This window comes from Micrococcus sp. Mcc28 (assembly GCF_024519775.1).
Taxonomy (GTDB): Bacteria; Actinomycetota; Actinomycetes; order Actinomycetales; family Micrococcaceae; genus Micrococcus; species Micrococcus luteus.
This window is the reverse complement of record NZ_JALJRH010000001.1, coordinates 175,185-192,343: the sequence shown is the minus strand read 5'-3', so window position 1 is coordinate 192,343 and position 17,159 is coordinate 175,185. Positions and strand designations below refer to the sequence as shown.

The following is a 17,159-nucleotide window of genomic DNA, read 5'->3' as shown; positions in this document are numbered from 1 at the left end:
GCGATGACCACGGCGGCGGCCCGGGACGTGGTGCACGCGCTCGCGGACGCGGGCCTCACGGTGGCGACGGGGGAGTCCCTCACCGCCGGCCTGCTGGCCGCGCGCCTGGCCGACGTCCCCGGGGCGTCGGCCGTGCTGCACGGCGGCGTGGTGGCCTACCAGAACGCCGTGAAGACCGGCCTGCTGGGTGTGCCGGAGGACCTGCTCGCGCGGGTCGGGGCGGTGGATGCGGACGTGGCCCGGCGGATGGCCCTCGGCGCCCGGGCGGCCCTGGGCGCCGACGTCGGCGTGGCCACCACGGGCGTGGCCGGGCCCGAGCCGCACCAGGGGCAGCCGGTGGGCACCGTGTGGCTCGGCCTGGCCGTGCCCGACGCGGACGCGAGCGCGCTGGACGTGCTCGGCGGCGAGCGCGACGGCGCGGCCACCGCGATCCTCCTCCGGCTCGACGGCGACCGGGCCGCGATCCGGGAGGCCACCGTCGCCGCGGCGCTGCAGGCCCTGACGCGCCTGCTCGCCGGCTGCGGCCACTGAGGCTGCATGGGGGCGCCGACCGACCCGCCTCGGCGCCCCGTCCCTGGTGCCGGCCCGCCCCGCCGCGTAGGTTCGGCGCGATGGAGACCGCATCGCCTCCCACCCCGCCCGAGCATGCGCCGCAGGACGGCGACGACGCCCCGGGCCCCCGCGTCATCGGCCTCGTGGCCGACCCGGGCACCCCGTGGGCCCTCGTGCGCCGCATCGCCGGGGACGTCGAGGACCGGCTCGACGAACGCCTGCCGCAGCCCGGCGGCTGGCGGGTCGAGACCCGGCAGGAGTCGCTGCCGGTCGGTGCGACCGGGGGCATGGTCTTGGAGGAGCCGGTCCGCTCCCTCGCGGACGGGCGGGGATGGGACACGGTGGTCGCCGTCGTCGACCTGCCCCGGTTCGACCACCGGCGCGGCGTGGTGGCGGACGTCGTGCCGCAGCTGCGGGTCGGCGTCGTGTGCGTACCGGCGCTGGGGGTCATCACCCCGGCCCGCCGGCTGCGGGAGACGGTGCTGCGGATCGTCGAGCACATCGACACCGCCCCCCACGTGGACCCGCCGGACGGGGAGCTGGACGTGCAGTCCTCCGACGAGTCCGGCGAGGTGGAGGAGGACGGCGGCCCGTCCCCGGCGGACGAGCCCCCCGAGCCCGACACTGACGCGCTGCGGGGCATCGCCCCGCTGGTCGACGTCGACGCGGACGTGACCACGACCACCGGGATGGGCGGCGGGTCCCGGCGCACGTCCACGGTGTACGTGAAGGGCTGGGCGGGCACGCTGCGTCTGCTGGCCGGGATGGTGATGGCCAACCGGCCGCTGCTCATGCCGCGGGATATGACGTTCACGATCGCCTCGGCCAGTGCGGCCGGTGCCTACGGCGTGTTCTTCGGCTCCATCTGGGTGCTCTCCAGCGTGATGTCCCCGGTGCGGCTCGCGGCGGTCAGCGTGCTGTCCGTGGTGCTGCTGGTGGCGTGGCTGGTCACCACGAACGGCCTGTGGACGCACGGTGCGACCCACCGGCACAGCTCGCGGCTGGACAACCTCTCCACCGTGCTCACCGTCGGTCTGGCCTGCACCGTGGTCTACGTCCTGCTCTTCGTCACGCTGCTGCTGGTCGCGCTCATGATCATCCCCGTGGAGTATCTGGAGGAGGAGCTCGACCAGCCCGGCGGCGTGGGCGACTACGTGCGGCTCGTGTGGCTCGCGGCGTCGATGGGCACGATGGCCGGGGCCGTCGGCTCGAGCCTGGACGACTCCGACCGCATCCGGAACGCCACGTACTCCCTGCGGGAACGGCATCGGCGCTCGGAGCGGCACGAGGGCGACGGGGCCGCCGAGGGCCTGACGGCGGAGGAGACCATGTGTCGGGAATGAACGCGACCCCGCCCGACGTTGAATGTAACGAGTCAAGAAGAGTGCCCCGCGGGATCAGGCCCGCGGCCCGGCGCCCTTCAGGAAAAGTCCAGGAGCAGGCGATAGACATGATGCGACATCCCGTCCATTCCCACGGAATCACGCGCTGGGTCGATGACCAGCCCCGTCCCCGCGCGGCCGCCCCCGACATCAAGGAGCGCAGCATGCCCCTCCTCCGCCACGAGATCGGCGACGTCCTGCGCGACGTCCGGCAGCTCCAGGGCCGCACCCTGCGCGAGGTCTCGCACGACGCCCGTGTCTCGCTCGGCTACCTGTCGGAGGTGGAGCGCGGCCAGAAGGAGGCCTCCTCCGAGCTGCTGGCCTCGATCTGCCAGGCGCTGGACATCCCGCTGTCCTACCTGCTGCGGGAGGTCTCGGACCGGCTCGTGGAGCAGGAGGGCATGGTCGTCCCGGACACCCTGCCGGACGACCTCACGGACCCCAGCCTGGGCTCGCTGGCCGGCCGCTGACCCCGCCACACCCACGGCGCGGGCGCCCCGTCTCGGGGCGCCCGCGCCGTCTGCGTCCCCGTCCCTGACCCCGCGACCGACCACAGAGAGGACCGCCCGTGCGCGAGAGCGAGTTCCGCCGGCTGATGGACGAGGAGTTCGGCCCCGCCCGGGCCGGCCTCGTGGCCGACTCCCTGCACCTGCCCGGCCTGGACACCACCGCGACGGCGGCGCTCGCCGCCGGCGTGGACCCGCGGCGGGTCTGGCTGGCGGTCTGCGACCTGCATGAGATCCCGCAGGAGCGGCGTCTCGGTCGGGACGTGCCGCCGAAACGCTGACGCCGCGACGCGCTGGCGGGGCACTGCCCCTGTTCGAACACGTGTTCGAAGAATGCGGTAGAGTCCTGCACAGCAGTGCGACGGGGTGATCTCGTGCACAGGCGGGGCCGGCCACGCTTATCGTGTCCGCCGCCCCCCCGTAGATTCACGGACATGACTGAGGCGGGCGCTCCAGCGTCCGCGGCAGCACCACCAGAGCTAGGGGTGAAGGATGAGCAAGGTGACGGATCGCGAGAAGGCCCTCGAGGCCGCTCTCGCCCAGATCGACAAGCAGTTCGGCAAGGGTTCCGTCATGCGGCTGGGGGACCAGACCCAGGCACCCGTCGAGGTCATCCCCACGGGCTCGGTGGCCATGGACGTGGCCCTGGGCATCGGCGGCCTGCCGCGCGGCCGCGTGGTGGAGATCTACGGCCCGGAGTCCTCGGGCAAGACCACCCTGGCCCTGCACGCGGTGGCCAACGCGCAGCGCAACGGCGGCATCGCGGCCTTCATCGACGCGGAGCACGCCCTGGACCCGGTCTACGCCCGCCAGCTCGGGGTGGACACGGACGCCCTGCTGGTCAGCCAGCCGGACACCGGCGAGCAGGCCCTGGAGATCATGGACATGCTCGTCTCCTCGGGCACCCTGGACATCGTCGTCATCGACTCCGTGGCCGCGCTGACCCCGCGCGCCGAGATCGAGGGCGAGATGGGCGACTCCCACGTCGGCCTGCAGGCCCGCCTCATGTCCCAGGCGCTGCGCAAGGTGACCGGCCGCCTGCACCAGACCAAGACCACGGCCATCTTCATCAACCAGCTGCGCGAGAAGATCGGCGTGTTCTTCGGCTCCCCGGAGACCACCACGGGCGGCAAGGCGCTCAAGTTCTATGCGTCCGTGCGCATCGACGTCCGCCGCATCGAGACCCTCAAGGAGGCCGGCAACCCCGTCGGCAACCGCACCCGCGTGAAGATCGTCAAGAACAAGATGGCCCCGCCCTTCAAGCAGGCCGAGTTCGACATCCTCTACGGGGTCGGCATCTCCCGCGAGGGCGGCCTGATCGACATGGGTGTCGAGGAGGGCATCGTCAAGAAGTCCGGCGCGTGGTTCACCTATGACGGGGACCAGCTCGGGCAGGGCAAGGAGAACGCCCGTCGCTTCCTCAAGGACAACCCGGACCTCGCCAACGAGATCGAGGAGCGCATCCTCACGAAGCTCGGCATCGGCGTGGCCCCGGAGGCCGAGGACGACGAGGCCCCGGCCCTGACCGCGGTTCCGGGGGACACCGCCGTCGGATGACCCGATCGCGCAGGAACGTCGGAGGCGGGGCCGCCCACCGGTCGGAGACGACCGGCCGGAGCGGCTCCGCCTCCGGTGCGTCCGCGTTCGACGACGCCCGGGACTCGGACGTGGGCCGGATGTGGCTCGACCTGGCCGGCGCACCGGAGCCGACGTCGTCCGACGCGGACGCCGCGCGGGACGCCGTGCCCGCGCGCGACGCCGGAACCCCCGCGGGGGACGGCTCGGATCCCGCCCCCGGCGCAGCACCGGATCTCGGGGCCCTGCTGACTCGCGCGAGCGATCTGCCCAGTCCCGCGCCCGGCGCCGGGCCCCGTGCGCTGCCCTGGTCCGGGCGCGAGGACACCCGGGCGGACATCGAGCGCCGGGGCCGGAAGCGGGCCACCACGCCCCCGCGGCGTGGCCGTCCTCGCGACGAGGGACGCCCGGCCGTGGATCCCCGCCCCGCCGTCGAGACCGACCGCCCCCGACGTCGCCCCGGCCCGGCGCCCCTGCCCACCGCACCGCGTGAGCGCGAGGAGGCCGCACGCGAGGTCGTCCTGCGCCAGCTCGCCCTGGGCCCCCGCTCCCGCGGCCAGCTCGAACGCAAGCTCGCCGAGCGCCAGGCCGAGCCCGAGCTGATCGAGCGCGTCCTCGACCGCTTCGAGGAGGTGCGCCTCGTGGATGACGCCGCCTTCGCCGAGGTCTGGGTCCGCAGCCGTCACCGAAGCAAGGGCCTGGCGCGCCGTGCCCTCGGGCACGAGCTCCAGCAGAAGGGCGTGGACCGGGAGATCGCCGCCGAGGCGCTCGAGGCCATCGACGGCGAGGACGAACGGACCGCCGCCCTCGACCTCGTGCGCCGACGGCTGCGGGGCCGCACCGTCCCCGGCGGTGCCTCGCCGGAGGCCCGGGCCGAGCGGAACAAGGTGACCCGCCGCCTCGTCGGCATGCTGGGACGCAAGGGCTACGGCGGCGGCCTCGCGTTCGCCGTCGTGAAGGAGGTCCTCGCCGAGCACGAGGAGTGAGCGGATCCGGGCCGCGCCCGGAGTTCCTAGAATGGTGCGGTGACTCTGACGGACCCCACCCCCCGCACCACCCCGCTCGCGCAGGACGGCGCCGCCGCGCGCCCGCACGAGGGTCTGACCTATGAGGTCCGTACCTTCGGCTGCCAGATGAACGTGCACGACTCCGAGCGCATCTCCGGCCTGCTCGAGTCCACCGGCTACGCCCCGGTCGCCGAGGACGCCCAGGCCGACCTCGTGGTCTTCAACACGTGCGCGGTCCGCGAGAACGCGGACAACCGCCTGTACGGCAACCTCGGCAACCTGCGTGCGGTGAAGGACGCGCACCCGGGCATGCAGATCGCCGTCGGCGGGTGCCTCGCCCAGAAGGACCAGGCCGCCATCCAGCGCAGGGCCCCGTGGGTGGACGTCGTCTTCGGCACCCACAACATCGGCTCCCTGCCCGTGCTGCTGGAGCGCTCCCGCCACAACGCCGAGGCCGAGATCGAGATCCTCGAGTCGCTCGAGGTGTTCCCCTCCACCCTGCCCACCAAGCGCGACTCCACCCACTCCGGCTGGGTGTCCATCTCCGTGGGCTGCAACAACACGTGCACGTTCTGCATCGTCCCGTCGCTGCGCGGCAAGGAGAAGGACCGCCGCCCCGGGGAGATCCTCGCCGAGGTGCAGGCGCTCGTCGACGCCGGCGCCGTCGAGGTCACGCTGCTGGGCCAGAACGTGAACACCTACGGCGTCGAGTTCGGCGACCGCGGCGCGTTCGCCAAGCTGCTGCGCGCGTGCGGGGAGATCGAGGGCCTCGAACGCGTCCGCTTCACCAGCCCCCACCCGGCCGCGTTCACGGACGACGTCATCGACGCGATGGCCGAGACCCCCAACGTCATGCCGCAGCTGCACATGCCCCTGCAGTCGGGCTCGGACAAGGTGCTCAAGGACATGCGCCGCTCCTACCGGTCCGCGAAGTTCCTGCGGATCCTGGAGAAGGTGCGCGAGCGCATCCCGCACGCCGCCATCACCACGGACATCATCGTCGGCTTCCCCGGGGAGACCGAGGAGGACTTCGCCGAGACGATGCGCGTGGTCGAGGCCTCCCGCTTCTCCTCCGCGTTCACCTTCCAGTACTCCATCCGCCCTGGGACCCCGGCCGGGGAGATGGACCACCAGGTGCCCAAGGCCGTCGTCCAGGAGCGCTTCGAGCGCCTCGTGGCCCTGCAGGACCGGATCTCGGCCGAGGAGATGGCCACGCTCGTCGGCACCCGCCAGGAGCTGCTCGTCACCGCCGACTCCGGCTCCAAGGCCGCGGAGCGCGGCCGCCTGTCCGGGCGCGCACCCGACAACCGGCTCGTGCACTTCTCCGTGCCCGCCGGCGCCGAGACCCCCCGCCCCGGCGACTTCGTCACCGTGACGGTCACCGAGGCCCACCCGTTCTTCGCCGTCGCCGACCCGACCGCACAGGACTACGTCCTGCGCCGCTCCCGGGCCGGCGACGCGTGGGACCGCGCCCAGGCCGAGTCGTGCGGCGCGCCCGCCCCCGGCACGGCGGGCGGCTCCGGGGCCACGAGCCTCGGCATGCCGACCCTGCGCCCGCGGTCCTGATGTCCGCCGCCGCGGCCCGGCCGCCCGTCGTCGCCGTCGTCGGGGCGACGGCGACGGGCAAGTCCGCCCTCGCCGTCGCCCTGGCGCACGCGCTGGACGGCGAGGTGGTCAACGGGGACGCCCTGCAGTTCTACCGGGGGATGGACGTGGGCACGGCGAAGGTCACCCAGGCTGAACGCGAGGGCGTCCCGCACCATCAGCTGGACGTGCTCGACGTCGGCCAGGAGGCCTCGGTGGCGGCCTTCCAGTCCGCGGCCCGCGACCTGTTCGACCAGATCCGCGCGCGGGGTCGGACCCCGATCCTCGTGGGTGGCTCCGGGCTGTACGTGCGGGCGGCGCTGGACGTGCTCGAGTTCCCGCCCACGGACCCGGCGCTGCGGGCCGAGCTGGAGGCGCGCGCGCAGCGGGAGGGCCTGGCCGGGCTGAGGGCCGAGCTGGCCGCCCTGGACCCGGTCTCGGCGGAGCGGCTGCAGGACGCCCGCCGCATCGTGCGCGCGCTGGAGGTGTGCCGGCTGACGGGCCGCCCGTTCTCCGCGTTCATGCCGGAGCGCACGTACGCCCCGGAGGTCGCCCCCGTGGTGCAGCTCGGCCTGCGCCTGGACCGGGCCGAGCTGCACCGGCGGATCGCGGCCCGGGTGGAGCGCATGCTGGCCGAGGGCCTGCTGGACGAGGTCCGCCGCCTCGACGTCCCCGGGCCGGAGGGGCTGCGGCAGGGACCGACCGCGTCCCGCGCCATCGGCTACGCCCAGATGCTCGCCGTCCTCGACGGCGAGCTCACCGAGGCGGAGGCGGCCGAGCAGACCGTCGTGGCCACGCGCCGGTTCGCCCGACGCCAGGAGACCTGGTTCCGGGCCGACCCGCGCGTCGTCTGGCTCGACGCGCAGGGCGAGGACATCGTGGCGGAGGCGCTCGCCGTCGTCGCCGGGGACGCCACCTAGACTGGGCTCATGACCGAGCAGCCCGCGGCGCCCGCCGCCCAGGACCCCCTCCACGCGAGCGCGCCGCGCGTGCCGTTCACGAAGGGCCATGGCACGGGCAACGACTTCGTGCTGATCGCCGACCCGGACGGCAACACGCAGCTCGACGCCCAGCGCGTCGCACGGCTGGCCGACCGGCACCGGGGGATCGGCGCCGACGGCGTCATCCGCGCCGTGCGCTCGGCACGCCTGCCGGAGGGTGAGGCGCTGCTCGCCGAGCACCCCGAGGCCGAGTGGTTCATGGACTACCGCAACGGCGACGGCTCGATCGCCGAGATGTGCGGCAACGGGGTGCGCGTCTTCGTGCACTTCCTGGTCGAGAAGGGTCTCGTGGACCTGGCCCCCGGCCGGGCGATCACCATCGGCACGCGCGCCGGCGTGAAGGCCGTGACCCGGCTCGAGCACGGCTACGCGATCGACATGGGCCCCTGGTCCTACCTCGACCCCGAGCTCGCGGAGGAGGCGGCGTCGGACTCGATGGTCCGTGCCCACGGCCTCACCGATCCGCGTCCGGCGCTGAGCATCTCGATGGGCAACCCCCACACCGTGGTCCCGCTGGCCTCCTTCGCCGACCTGCAGGGCCTGGACCTGGGCCGCGCCCCCGAGGTGGACCCCGCCCCGCCGCACGGCACGAACGTCGAGTTCGTGGCCGCGCACGAGCCGCTCGTGCGCGAGGGCGTCGGCCGCGTGCGGATGCGCGTGCACGAGCGCGGGGTGGGCGAGACCCAGTCCTGCGGGACGGGCGCGTGCGCGGCGGCCGTGGCGATGCGCGCGTGGTCGGGCGACCAGGGCTCGGACTCGTGGCTCGTCGAGGTGCCCGGCGGCGTGCTGGCCGTGGATGTCGTGCCGGGCCCGGAGGGGGCCGAGCACGTGGTCCTCTCGGGCCCGGCCGAGCTGGTCTTCGACGGCGAACTCACCGCCTGACCGCTGTCGTTCGGGAAACGGCGGGCCACGAACCGCTGTCGTTCGGGGAACGGCGTCTCAGCGCGCCCGCGCCACCCGCAGGATCCGGAAGCCCTTGACGCTGTCCGCCCGCTCCGCGGTGAACCGGCCGGGCGCGCGCTCCTCGAGCATCCGGCCGATCCACGGCAGCAGCGAGTCCGCGCCGAGGTTCTTCTGCACCACCAGCCAGGCCTCGCCGCCGGGGGCCAGGCGCGGCAGCCACCGCTCCAGCAGGGCGTGCAGCGCCGGCTTGCCGATCCGGATGGGCGGGTTGGACCAGATGAGGTCGAACTCCGCGCCCTCGGGGACGTCCTCCGGCCGCAGTGCCACGAGATTGTCGAGACCCAGCGCCGCGGCGTTGTCGCGGGTCAGCTGCAGGGAGCGGTCGTTGACCTCGACGGCGGTCACCTCCGCCTCGGGCGACCGCAGCGCCAGCGTGAGGGCGACCGGCCCCCAGCCCGCGCCGACGTCGAGGAACCGGCCCCTCGCCGGCGGCGCGGGCACGGCCGAGAACAGGGCCGCGGTGCCCTTGTCCAGACCGTCCGGGGAGAAGATCCCGTTGGCCGTCTGGACCTCGACGTCGCGGCCGGCCAGGCGCGTCCGCACGGTGCGGCGTCGCTCGGGCGCGGAGGGGTCGACGTCGAAGTAATGGGATGCGGAGCTCACGGCGACCATCGTAGTCAGCGGGTCGTGGCGGCCTTCAGCCCGACGCCGGCCCGGCCAGGTCCGAGAGGATCGCGCGCGCTGCGTCGCGCCCGGCGCGGTTGGCCCCGACTGTGGACTGGGAGGGGCCGTAGCCGAGGAGGAACAGGCGCGGCTCGTCCAGGGCGCGCCCGCCCGCCACGCGGATGCCGCCGGCGGGCGTGCGCAGCCGCAGGGGAGCGAGGTGCCGGATCGCCGGCCGGAAGCCGGTGGCCCAGAGGATCACGTCCGCCGGTTCGAACGAGCCGTCGGGCATCCGCACCCCGTCCGGCTCGACGGCCGTGAACATGGGGTGGCGCACCAGCACGCCTCGTGTCTCCGCCTCGCGCACCCAGGGTGAGCGGTGCATCCCGGTCGCCCCGACCACGGAGCCCGGCGGCAGGCCCGCACGGGTCCGTTCGTCCACCCCGCGCACCGACTCGGCCAGGGCGCCGGGCGCGGCCGAGTCCTGCCACTGCGGCTCGCGGCGGGTCACCCACAGGGTGTCCGCGACCGTGGAGATCTCGGCCAGCAGCTGCGTCGCCGAGACGCCCATGCCCACGATCACCACCCGCTGCCCGGCGAACTCGTCCTTGGACACGTAGTCATGGGTGTGCAGCTGCCGGCCGCGGAACGAGCGCATCCCGGGCACCGAGGGCCACCGTGGGGACGTCCAGGTGCCGGTCGCGTTGACCACGAAGTCCGCCCGCCACGTGCCCGGCGCCCCGTCCGTGCGGACGAGGAGCCCGCGCGCACGTCCCGGCTCGCCGATCCGCTCGACGCGCCTCACGCGCACGGACCGCCGGATCGGCAGGGCGAACCGTGCCTCGTAGTCCGCGAAGTAGGCCGGCAGCAGGGCGTTGGCGCGCGCGGCCGGGTCGGCCGGCGGCACCGGGTCGCCGGGCAGCTCGTGGATGTGGTTGACGGTGGCCATCGTGAGCGAGTCCCAGCGGTGCTGCCACGCACCGCCCGGGGCGGTCTCCGCGTCGAGCACCACGAACGTGCCGGGGGCGTCCTCGGGGACGCCGGCGGCGCCGTCGTCGTTCGGAGTCAGCCCCACGACGCCGCGGCGGCGCAGGTGGTACGCGGCGGACAGCCCCGCCTGGCCCGCGCCGATCACGACGACGGTCGCCCGGCCCGTCCGGCCGGGCTGCGGCGGGGCAGGGGAGGGGGACACGGTCATGCCCGCAGGATACGTGCGCGTCGTCAGCGGACCGGGCGCCGGGGCCCCTGTCGCGCACGCGCGCCGCCCGGTACACTCGACGCCCATGTGGATCTTCCTGCGCTGACGCCCCCGCGTCACTGCCCGCCCCCGCCCCCTCGCGCGCCCGCCTCGGATGAGGCCGTCGAGCGCGCCCTGGCACCTGATGGAGATCCCACCATGGACGATGTGGTCCGTCCCTGCACGCCCGCCGATGAGACCTCGTGGCTGCGGTGCCGCGTGCTCACCTTCCTCCCGCGAACGGAGCCGCCGCGAGATCGTCGCAGCGCGGCGCCGACCCCTGCCCACACGGCCGTGCGCGTCACCCGCCACGTCCGCCCCCTGCGGACAGCCGCCTAACGCGTCCGCGCACCCCTTTACCCTGAGACCATCGGGCCATCCGACCGCGGCGGCCCAGAGGAGACCATGACTGAGAAGAACCAGCACACCCCCGGCCCCCAGGGAGCCCACGGCTCCGAGGACGAGATCCAGGCCGTGATCGACCGCATCCTGGCCGCCGATGACGCTCGCCGCGCCTCCGAGCGCGAGGCGACCGGGCACGGCTCCGCGGACGGCGCCGCCGCCGAGCACCGGGACGCCCCCGACGCCGGCGCCCCGGACCGCTCCGGCGCGCTCGCGGGCCGCGCACTCGCCCTGGACGAGGGCGAGGACGGCCACACGGACGCCGACGGTGACCAGGACGAGCTCGCCGCGCGCCACTCCCTCAAGCGCGTGCAGGGCCTGTCCACCGAGCTCGAGGACATGACCGAGGTCGAGTACCGCCAGCTGCGCCTGGAGCGCGTGGTGCTGGCGGGCGTCTGGACCGAGGGGTCCGCGGAGGACGCGGAGAACTCCCTGCGGGAGCTGGCCGCGCTCGCCGAGACCGCGGGCTCGGAGGTGCTCGACGGCGTCATCCAGCGCCGCGCCACCCCGGACCCGGCCACGTTCCTCGGCAAGGGCAAGGCGCAGGAGCTCGCCGAGATCGTGGCGCTCTCCGGTGCGGACACCGTGGTGGTGGACTCCGAGCTCGCCCCGTCCCAGCGTCGCGCGCTGGAGGATGTGGTGCGGGTGAAGGTGATCGACCGGACCGCGCTGATCCTGGACATCTTCGCCCAGCACGCGAGTTCGCGTGAGGGCCGCGCCCAGGTCGAGCTCGCGCAGCTCGAGTACCTGCTGCCGCGCCTGCGCGGCTGGGGCGAGTCCATGTCCCGGCAGGCCGGCGGCCGTGCCGCCGCCGGCGAGGGCATCGGCTCCCGTGGCCCCGGCGAGACCAAGATCGAGCTGGACCGCCGCCGCATCCGCACCCGCATGGCGAAGCTGCGTCGGGACATCGCCGGGATGAAGCCGGCACGCGAGGCCAAGCGCGCCAACCGTCGTCGCAACCGGGTGCCGTCCGTGGCGATCGCCGGGTACACCAACGCCGGGAAGTCGTCCCTGCTCAACCGCCTCACCCACGCCGGGGTGCTCGTGGAGAACGCCCTGTTCGCCACGCTGGACCCCACCGTGCGCAAGGCCATGACGCCGGACGGCATCGGCTACACCCTCTCGGACACGGTCGGCTTCGTGCGGAACCTGCCCACGCAGCTGGTCGAGGCGTTCCGCTCCACCCTCGAGGAGGTCGCGGACGCGGACGTCATCCTGCACGTCGTGGACGGCTCGCACCCGGATCCGGAGGGCCAGATCGCCGCGGTGCGCTCCGTGTTCGCGGAGGTGGACGCGCACCGGATCCCCGAGATCATCGTGCTGAACAAGGCGGACGCGGCGGACCCGGCCGTCATCGCCCGGATCCGGTCCAAGGAGCCCCACGCCGTGGTGGTCTCCGCGCGCACCGGCGAGGGCATCGACGAGCTCGAGCGCGCCATCGCGGCCACCATCCCGCGGCCGGACGTGCGGCTCGAACTGTTGGTCCCGTTCACCCGGGGTGAGCTGGTCTCCCGCCTGCACTCGGCGGACGCGGAGATCCTGGCCGAGGGCTACGAGGAGGGCGGCACCCGCCTGTCCGTGCTGGTCCGTGAGGACATCGCGCCGGACTTCGCCGAGTTCGTCGTGGAGGCGGACGCGTCGTGAGCGGCGGGGCGAAGGAAGCCGGGGCGGACGGCGCGCAGCCGCGCACGGAGCACGAGCGCGAGGCGCTGCGCCTGCTGGATGCCGCGGTGCAGGCCACCGGTGGCCAGCACCGCGCGGGCCAGCGGGAGATGGTGCTGCAGGTGGCGCGCGCCCTCGAGTCGCGCCGTCACCTGCTCGTGCAGGCCGGCACCGGCACCGGCAAGTCCCTGGCCTACCTGATCCCCGCGCTTCAGCACGCGATGACGCAGGAGGACCCCGTCGTCGTCGCCACGGCCACGCTCGCCCTGCAGGCCCAGATCATGAAGCGGGATGCCCCACGGCTGGTCGAGGCGCTCACGGACGAGCTGCCTCGCGAGCCCGTCGTCGCCCTGGTCAAGGGCCGCTCCAACTACCTCTGTCGCCACAAGGTGGACGGCGGCTACCCCGGGGATGAGGGCGAGGAGGCCCTCTTCACGGTCGCCGACGACGGCGGGGTGATCGGCTCCGCCACGGACGGCGCCGCCGGGCCCTCCTCCCTGTTGGGCAAGGAGGTCATGTACCTGCGGGCGTGGGCGGACCAGACCGAGACCGGGGACCGCGACGACCTCGAGGTCCCCGTCACCGACCGCGCGTGGCGGCAGGTCTCCGTCACCGCGGTCGACTGCCTCGGCGCGTCCCGCTGCCCCCAGGCCGAGGAGTGCTTCTCCGAGCGTGCCCGCGCGGACGCGGCGGACGCGGACGTCGTGGTCACCAACCACGCGATGCTCGCCATCAGCGCCTTCGAGGGGCTCGCGGTGCTGCCGGCGTACTCGGCCGTCGTCGTGGACGAGGCCCACGAGCTGCAGGACCGGGTGACCGGTGCGGTCACCGGGCAGCTGTCCGGGTCGATCGTGCACGGCGCGGCCACCTCGCTGCGCCGCCACACCACGGTGGCCGTGGAGGACCTGATCGAGGCCGGGGCGGCCCTGGACCGCGCGTTCACGGACACCCCGTCCGGCCTGATCGCCGCGGGCCCGGACGAGGTGCAGGAGCAGGCCCTCACCGGCGTCCTCACCGCCGCGCGTCAGTGCCTGTCCGACCTCGGCCAGGACAAGGACAAGGAGGCCGACGCCGACGGCGGACGGCAGATGGCGCGCTCGCGGATCCTCGAGGTCCTCGAGGTGGTGGAGCGCATGCTCGCGGCCCGGCCCGAGGCGGACTTCCCCGAGGTGCTGTGGGCCACCCGCCCCGGCCACTTCGAGCCCGGCGTGGGCTGGCAGCCGGGGGACGAGACCGACCCGCCCCAGCTCTACGTGGCCCCGCTCTCGGTGGCCGGCAAGCTGCGGGAGGGCCTGTTCGGCAAGGCGACGACGGTGCTCACCTCCGCCACGCTCACCGTGGGCTCGGGGGAGCGCCGGTTCGACTCGGTGGCCGGCGACGTGGGCCTGGCCGGTCCGGACGCCCCGAAGTTCGAGGCCCTCGACGTCGGCAGCCCCTTCGACTACCCGCGTCAGGGGGTGCTCTACGTGGCCCGGCACCTGCCCCGGCCCGGCAGGACGGCCTCGCCGGAGTCCCTGGATGAGCTCGAGGCGCTCCTGAGGGCGTCGCGGGGCGGGGCCCTCGGCCTGTTCTCCTCGCGCCGGGCGGCCGAGGACGCCGCCGCCGAGATGCGCCGTCGGCTCGGGCCGAAGACCACGATCCTGTGCCAGGGGGACGCGACCCTCTCCGCCCTCGTGCGCCAGTTCGCCGAGGAGCCGGACACGTCCCTGTTCGGGACCATGAGCCTGTGGCAGGGCGTGGACGTGCCGGGGAACTCGCTGCGGCTCGTGGTGATCGACCGCATCCCGTTCCCGCGGCCGGACGACCCGCTCTCCCAGGCCCGCACCCGGGACGTCGCCCGGCACGGCGGCAACGGGTTCATGCGGATCTCCGCCACGCATGCGGCCGTGCGCATGGCCCAGGGCGCCGGGCGCCTCGTGCGCTCCGTGACGGACCGCGGCGTGGTGGCCGTGCTGGACCCCCGCCTGGCCACCGAGCGGTACGGCGGCTACATCACGAGCGCCCTGCCGGACTTCTGGCGCACCACGGACGGCGACGTCGTCCGTGGGGTGCTGGCACGGCTCGCCTCGGGCGATTGAGCTCGCTCGGCCTCGGGCCGTCAGCCCGGCCCGGTCGGAGGGAGCGGGTCAGAGCGAACGCAGGACCGTGACGACCCGCCCCATCACGGTGGCGTGATCGCCGAGGATGGGCTCGTAGGCCGTGTTCTGGGGGAGGAGCCAGGTGTGCCCGTCGCGGCGGCGGAAGGTCTTCACGGTGGCCTCGTCGTCGAGCAGGGCCGCGACGATGTCGCCGTTCTCCGCCGTCTCCTGCCGGCGCACCACCACCCAGTCGCCGTCGCAGATCGCGGCGTCCACCATCGAGTCACCCGTGACACGCAGCATGAACAGCTCGCCCTCGCCCGTGAGGCGTCGCGGGATCGCCATGACGTCCTCGACATGCTGCTCGGCCAGGACGGGGCCGCCCGCCGCGATGCGGCCGACCCAGGGGACCGGCACGCTGTCCGCCTCGTCCGTGCCGGTGTGCCACGCGGGGATCGTGGAGACCTGCGACGACGGCGCAGCGGCGGGGGAGGCGGCCTCGCCCAGCGGGGTGCCGTCCACGTCGAGCAGCACCTCGAGGGCACGCGGGCGTCCGGGGTCGCGCCGGATGTAGCCGTGCCGCTCGAGACGGCCCAGCTGGTGCGTGACGGAGGAGAGCGAGGCCAGGCCCGCGGCGTCGCCGATCTCGCGCATGGAGGGCGGGTAGCCGTGGTCGGCGATCGCGTCCCGGATGGTCTGCACGATCCGCCGCTGGCGGTCGGTGAGCGGCGCGCGCGCCGCCGGCTGATCGTCGGTGGTGCTCATGGCTGCCGTCCGTTCTCCCGGGGTGATGGTGGCCGGACTCGTGTTCCGGCGTCCGGCTGCCGTCCGGACGCTTACCGTGTCCGCCCCCGCTGGTTGCCTGTGTCTTGGCGGTCCCGGGGCGTTCCGGGGCGTCCGTGCATGGCCTCGAGCCTAGAGGAGAGCCGCCTCTCCTTCAAAGATATGTTCGATCTCGTCGTGGCATGTCTCGAACACCTGTGCTAGAAAGGCATTCGAACGGATTCGAACACATGTTCGATCACCTGGAGGGCATCCGCCCCGGAGGAGGACACCATGACGCTCACCACCGCCCAGTTCGCCGGCTCGCCCGCGACGGCGCGGCCGCGTCCGGCCACCATCCGTCTGACCCGCCGCGGCCGCCTCGTGCTGCGGGGGATCCCCGTGATCGCCGCGGCCGTGGCCGCCACGCTGGCGGCCGCCTTCTTCCTGGGTGTGCTGCTGTCGCCCGCCGCGGTGTCCGCGGACACCGCGGGGCCCGCCACCCAGTCCGTCACGGTCATGCCCGGGGACAGCCTGTGGACCATCGCCACCACGGTGGCTCCGGAGGCGGACGTCTACGAGGTGATCGCCACGATCGACGAGCTCAACGGGCTCGAGGGCCGGGCCCCCGCGCCGGGCGAGGAGCTGTTCGTCCCGGCCACGCGGTGACGCACGGCGGGCCTCGCCCTCCACGCTTCCTAGACTGGCGGCCATGACCGACCTCAGCTCTCTGCCCCTGCGTGAGAACCTCCGCGGCCTGAGCCCCTACGGCGCCCCCCAGCTGGACGTGCCGTACATGCTCAACACCAACGAGAACACGCATCCGGTGCCGGAGGAGGTCGCCGCCGCCATCGCCGAGCGGGTCGCGGCCGTCGCCGGGGGGCTGAACCGCTACCCGGACCGCGAGTTCACGGGGCTGCGACGTGCGCTCGCCGGCTACCTCGGCCACGGCCTCACGGCGGACCACGTGTGGGCCGGCAACGGCTCCAACGAGATCCTGCAGCAGATCCTCCAGGCCTTCGGCGGCCCCGGGCGGACACTGCTGAGCTTCCTGCCCTCGTACTCCATGTACCCGCTGCTGGCCGGCGGCACGGACACCGTGTTCGTGGACGGCGGCCGTGCCGAAGACCACACCCTCAGCGCCGAGCACGCGGCGGCCATGGTGCGGGAGCACCGTCCGCACGTCGTCTTCCTGGCCTCGCCCAACAACCCGACGGGCACCGCCCTGGACCTGGCGACCATCGAGGCCGTGTACGCCGCGCAGGCGCAGAACGAGGCCGCCGGCGGGCCCGGCGCCATGGTCGTCGTGGACGAGGCCTACGCGGAGTTCGCCCTCGCCGGCACCCGCTCCGCCCTCACCCTCCTGCCCGGCCGTGAGCGGCTGATCGTCACGCGCACCATGTCCAAGGCGTTCGCCCTGGCCGGCGCGCGCCTGGGCTACCTGGCCGCGGACCCCGCCGTCGCCGACGCCCTGCGCCTGGTGCGCCTGCCGTACCACCTCTCCGCGGTCACGCAGGCCACGGCGGAGGCCGCCCTCGATCACGTGGACGCGCTGCTGCGCACCGTGGAGGACATCAAGGCCCAGCGCGACCGCATCGTCTCCACCCTGCGCGGCCTGGGACTGAGGCCCTCGGTGTCCGACTCGAACTTCGTCTTCTTCGGTCACCTCGAGGACGCGTCCGACGTGTGGCGCCGCCTGCTCGACCGCGGCGTCCTCGTGCGGGACGTCGGCATCCCGCACCACCTGCGCGTCACCGCCGGCACCGAGGCGGAGACGACGGCGTTCCTCACCGCTCTCGCGGAGGTCCTCGGCGAGACCGGGGACCGGTCCTGAGGCGTCACCGG

General features: G+C 74.2%; 16 protein-coding genes. 13 read left to right on the top strand and 3 right to left on the bottom strand.

Features of this window, described 5'->3' with window-relative positions:
* The first annotated feature begins 3 nt into the window (after window positions 1-3).
* From NR073_RS00885 to dapF, 9 genes are all read left to right on the top strand, one after another.
* A complete protein-coding gene (locus tag NR073_RS00885) occupies window positions 4-531 on the top strand; it encodes a CinA family protein (protein WP_036384231.1) in 528 nt (175 codons plus the stop codon).
* Between the two features lie 80 nt (window positions 532-611).
* Entirely contained in the window at window positions 612-1,895 is a 1,284-nt protein-coding gene (locus NR073_RS00880; protein ID WP_135039869.1) for a hypothetical protein, read from the top strand.
* A gap of 107 nt (window positions 1,896-2,002) precedes the next feature.
* Complete coding sequence (locus NR073_RS00875; protein WP_036315027.1) at window positions 2,003-2,404, top strand: helix-turn-helix domain-containing protein; 402 nt, start codon at window positions 2,003-2,005, stop codon at window positions 2,402-2,404.
* Between the two features lie 98 nt (window positions 2,405-2,502).
* Complete coding sequence (locus tag NR073_RS00870) at window positions 2,503-2,721, top strand: DUF3046 domain-containing protein (protein WP_002856506.1); 219 nt, start codon at window positions 2,503-2,505, stop codon at window positions 2,719-2,721.
* Between the two features lie 211 nt (window positions 2,722-2,932).
* Window positions 2,933-3,997: a recombinase RecA gene (recA, locus tag NR073_RS00865; protein ID WP_036384235.1), complete on the top strand. Its 1,065-nt coding sequence runs from the start codon at window positions 2,933-2,935 to the stop codon at window positions 3,995-3,997.
* Window positions 3,994-5,001, top strand: a complete 1,008-nt coding sequence (locus NR073_RS00860; protein WP_036384237.1) for a regulatory protein RecX — start codon at window positions 3,994-3,996, stop codon at window positions 4,999-5,001. The genes recA and NR073_RS00860 overlap by 4 nt, the downstream gene beginning before the upstream one ends.
* Window positions 5,002-5,040: 39 nt before the next feature.
* On the top strand, window positions 5,041-6,588 hold the full coding sequence (miaB, locus tag NR073_RS00855) for a tRNA (N6-isopentenyl adenosine(37)-C2)-methylthiotransferase MiaB (protein ID WP_020628159.1): 1,548 nt from the start codon (window positions 5,041-5,043) through the stop codon (window positions 6,586-6,588).
* Window positions 6,588-7,526, top strand: a complete 939-nt coding sequence (gene miaA / locus NR073_RS00850; protein ID WP_141843250.1) for a tRNA (adenosine(37)-N6)-dimethylallyltransferase MiaA — start codon at window positions 6,588-6,590, stop codon at window positions 7,524-7,526. Before miaB ends, miaA begins: the two co-directional genes overlap by 1 nt.
* Before the next feature lie 9 nt (window positions 7,527-7,535).
* On the top strand, window positions 7,536-8,489 hold the full coding sequence (gene dapF, locus NR073_RS00845) for a diaminopimelate epimerase (RefSeq protein ID WP_129866790.1): 954 nt from the start codon (window positions 7,536-7,538) through the stop codon (window positions 8,487-8,489).
* Between the two features lie 57 nt (window positions 8,490-8,546).
* On the opposite strand, the gene NR073_RS00840 is transcribed toward dapF, so the two are convergent.
* Both NR073_RS00840 and NR073_RS00835 read right to left on the bottom strand, forming a co-directional pair.
* On the bottom strand, window positions 8,547-9,182 hold the full coding sequence (locus tag NR073_RS00840) for a class I SAM-dependent methyltransferase (RefSeq protein WP_141843252.1): 636 nt from the start codon (window positions 9,180-9,182) through the stop codon (window positions 8,547-8,549).
* A gap of 25 nt (window positions 9,183-9,207) precedes the next feature.
* Complete coding sequence (locus NR073_RS00835; protein ID WP_256748541.1) at window positions 9,208-10,371, bottom strand: NAD(P)-binding domain-containing protein; 1,164 nt, start codon at window positions 10,369-10,371, stop codon at window positions 9,208-9,210.
* A 444-nt stretch (window positions 10,372-10,815) separates the two neighbouring features.
* On the opposite strand from NR073_RS00835, the gene hflX reads away from it, so the two are divergent.
* Together hflX and NR073_RS00825 are read left to right on the top strand one after the other, a co-directional pair.
* Window positions 10,816-12,456, top strand: coding sequence for a GTPase HflX (hflX, locus tag NR073_RS00830; protein WP_256748540.1), 1,641 nt, complete (start codon window positions 10,816-10,818; stop codon window positions 12,454-12,456).
* On the top strand, window positions 12,453-14,552 hold the full coding sequence (locus NR073_RS00825; RefSeq protein WP_372970634.1) for an ATP-dependent DNA helicase: 2,100 nt from the start codon (window positions 12,453-12,455) through the stop codon (window positions 14,550-14,552). The genes hflX and NR073_RS00825 overlap by 4 nt, the downstream gene beginning before the upstream one ends.
* A gap of 48 nt (window positions 14,553-14,600) precedes the next feature.
* Here the strand turns inward: NR073_RS00825 and lexA are convergent, their stop codons facing one another.
* On the bottom strand, window positions 14,601-15,317 hold the full coding sequence (gene lexA / locus NR073_RS00820; protein ID WP_044658586.1) for a transcriptional repressor LexA: 717 nt from the start codon (window positions 15,315-15,317) through the stop codon (window positions 14,601-14,603).
* Window positions 15,318-15,608: 291 nt separating this feature from the next.
* On the opposite strand from lexA, the gene NR073_RS00815 reads away from it, so the two are divergent.
* Window positions 15,609-15,983 (top strand): LysM peptidoglycan-binding domain-containing protein, encoded by a 375-nt coding sequence (locus NR073_RS00815; RefSeq protein ID WP_020628151.1) that lies wholly within the window; start codon window positions 15,609-15,611, stop codon window positions 15,981-15,983.
* 43 nt (window positions 15,984-16,026) lie between these two features.
* The gene (locus NR073_RS00810; protein WP_060973582.1) at window positions 16,027-17,148 is read left to right on the top strand and encodes a histidinol-phosphate transaminase; all 1,122 of its coding nucleotides are present in this window, start codon (window positions 16,027-16,029) and stop codon (window positions 17,146-17,148) included.
* Window positions 17,149-17,159 lie beyond the last annotated feature (11 nt).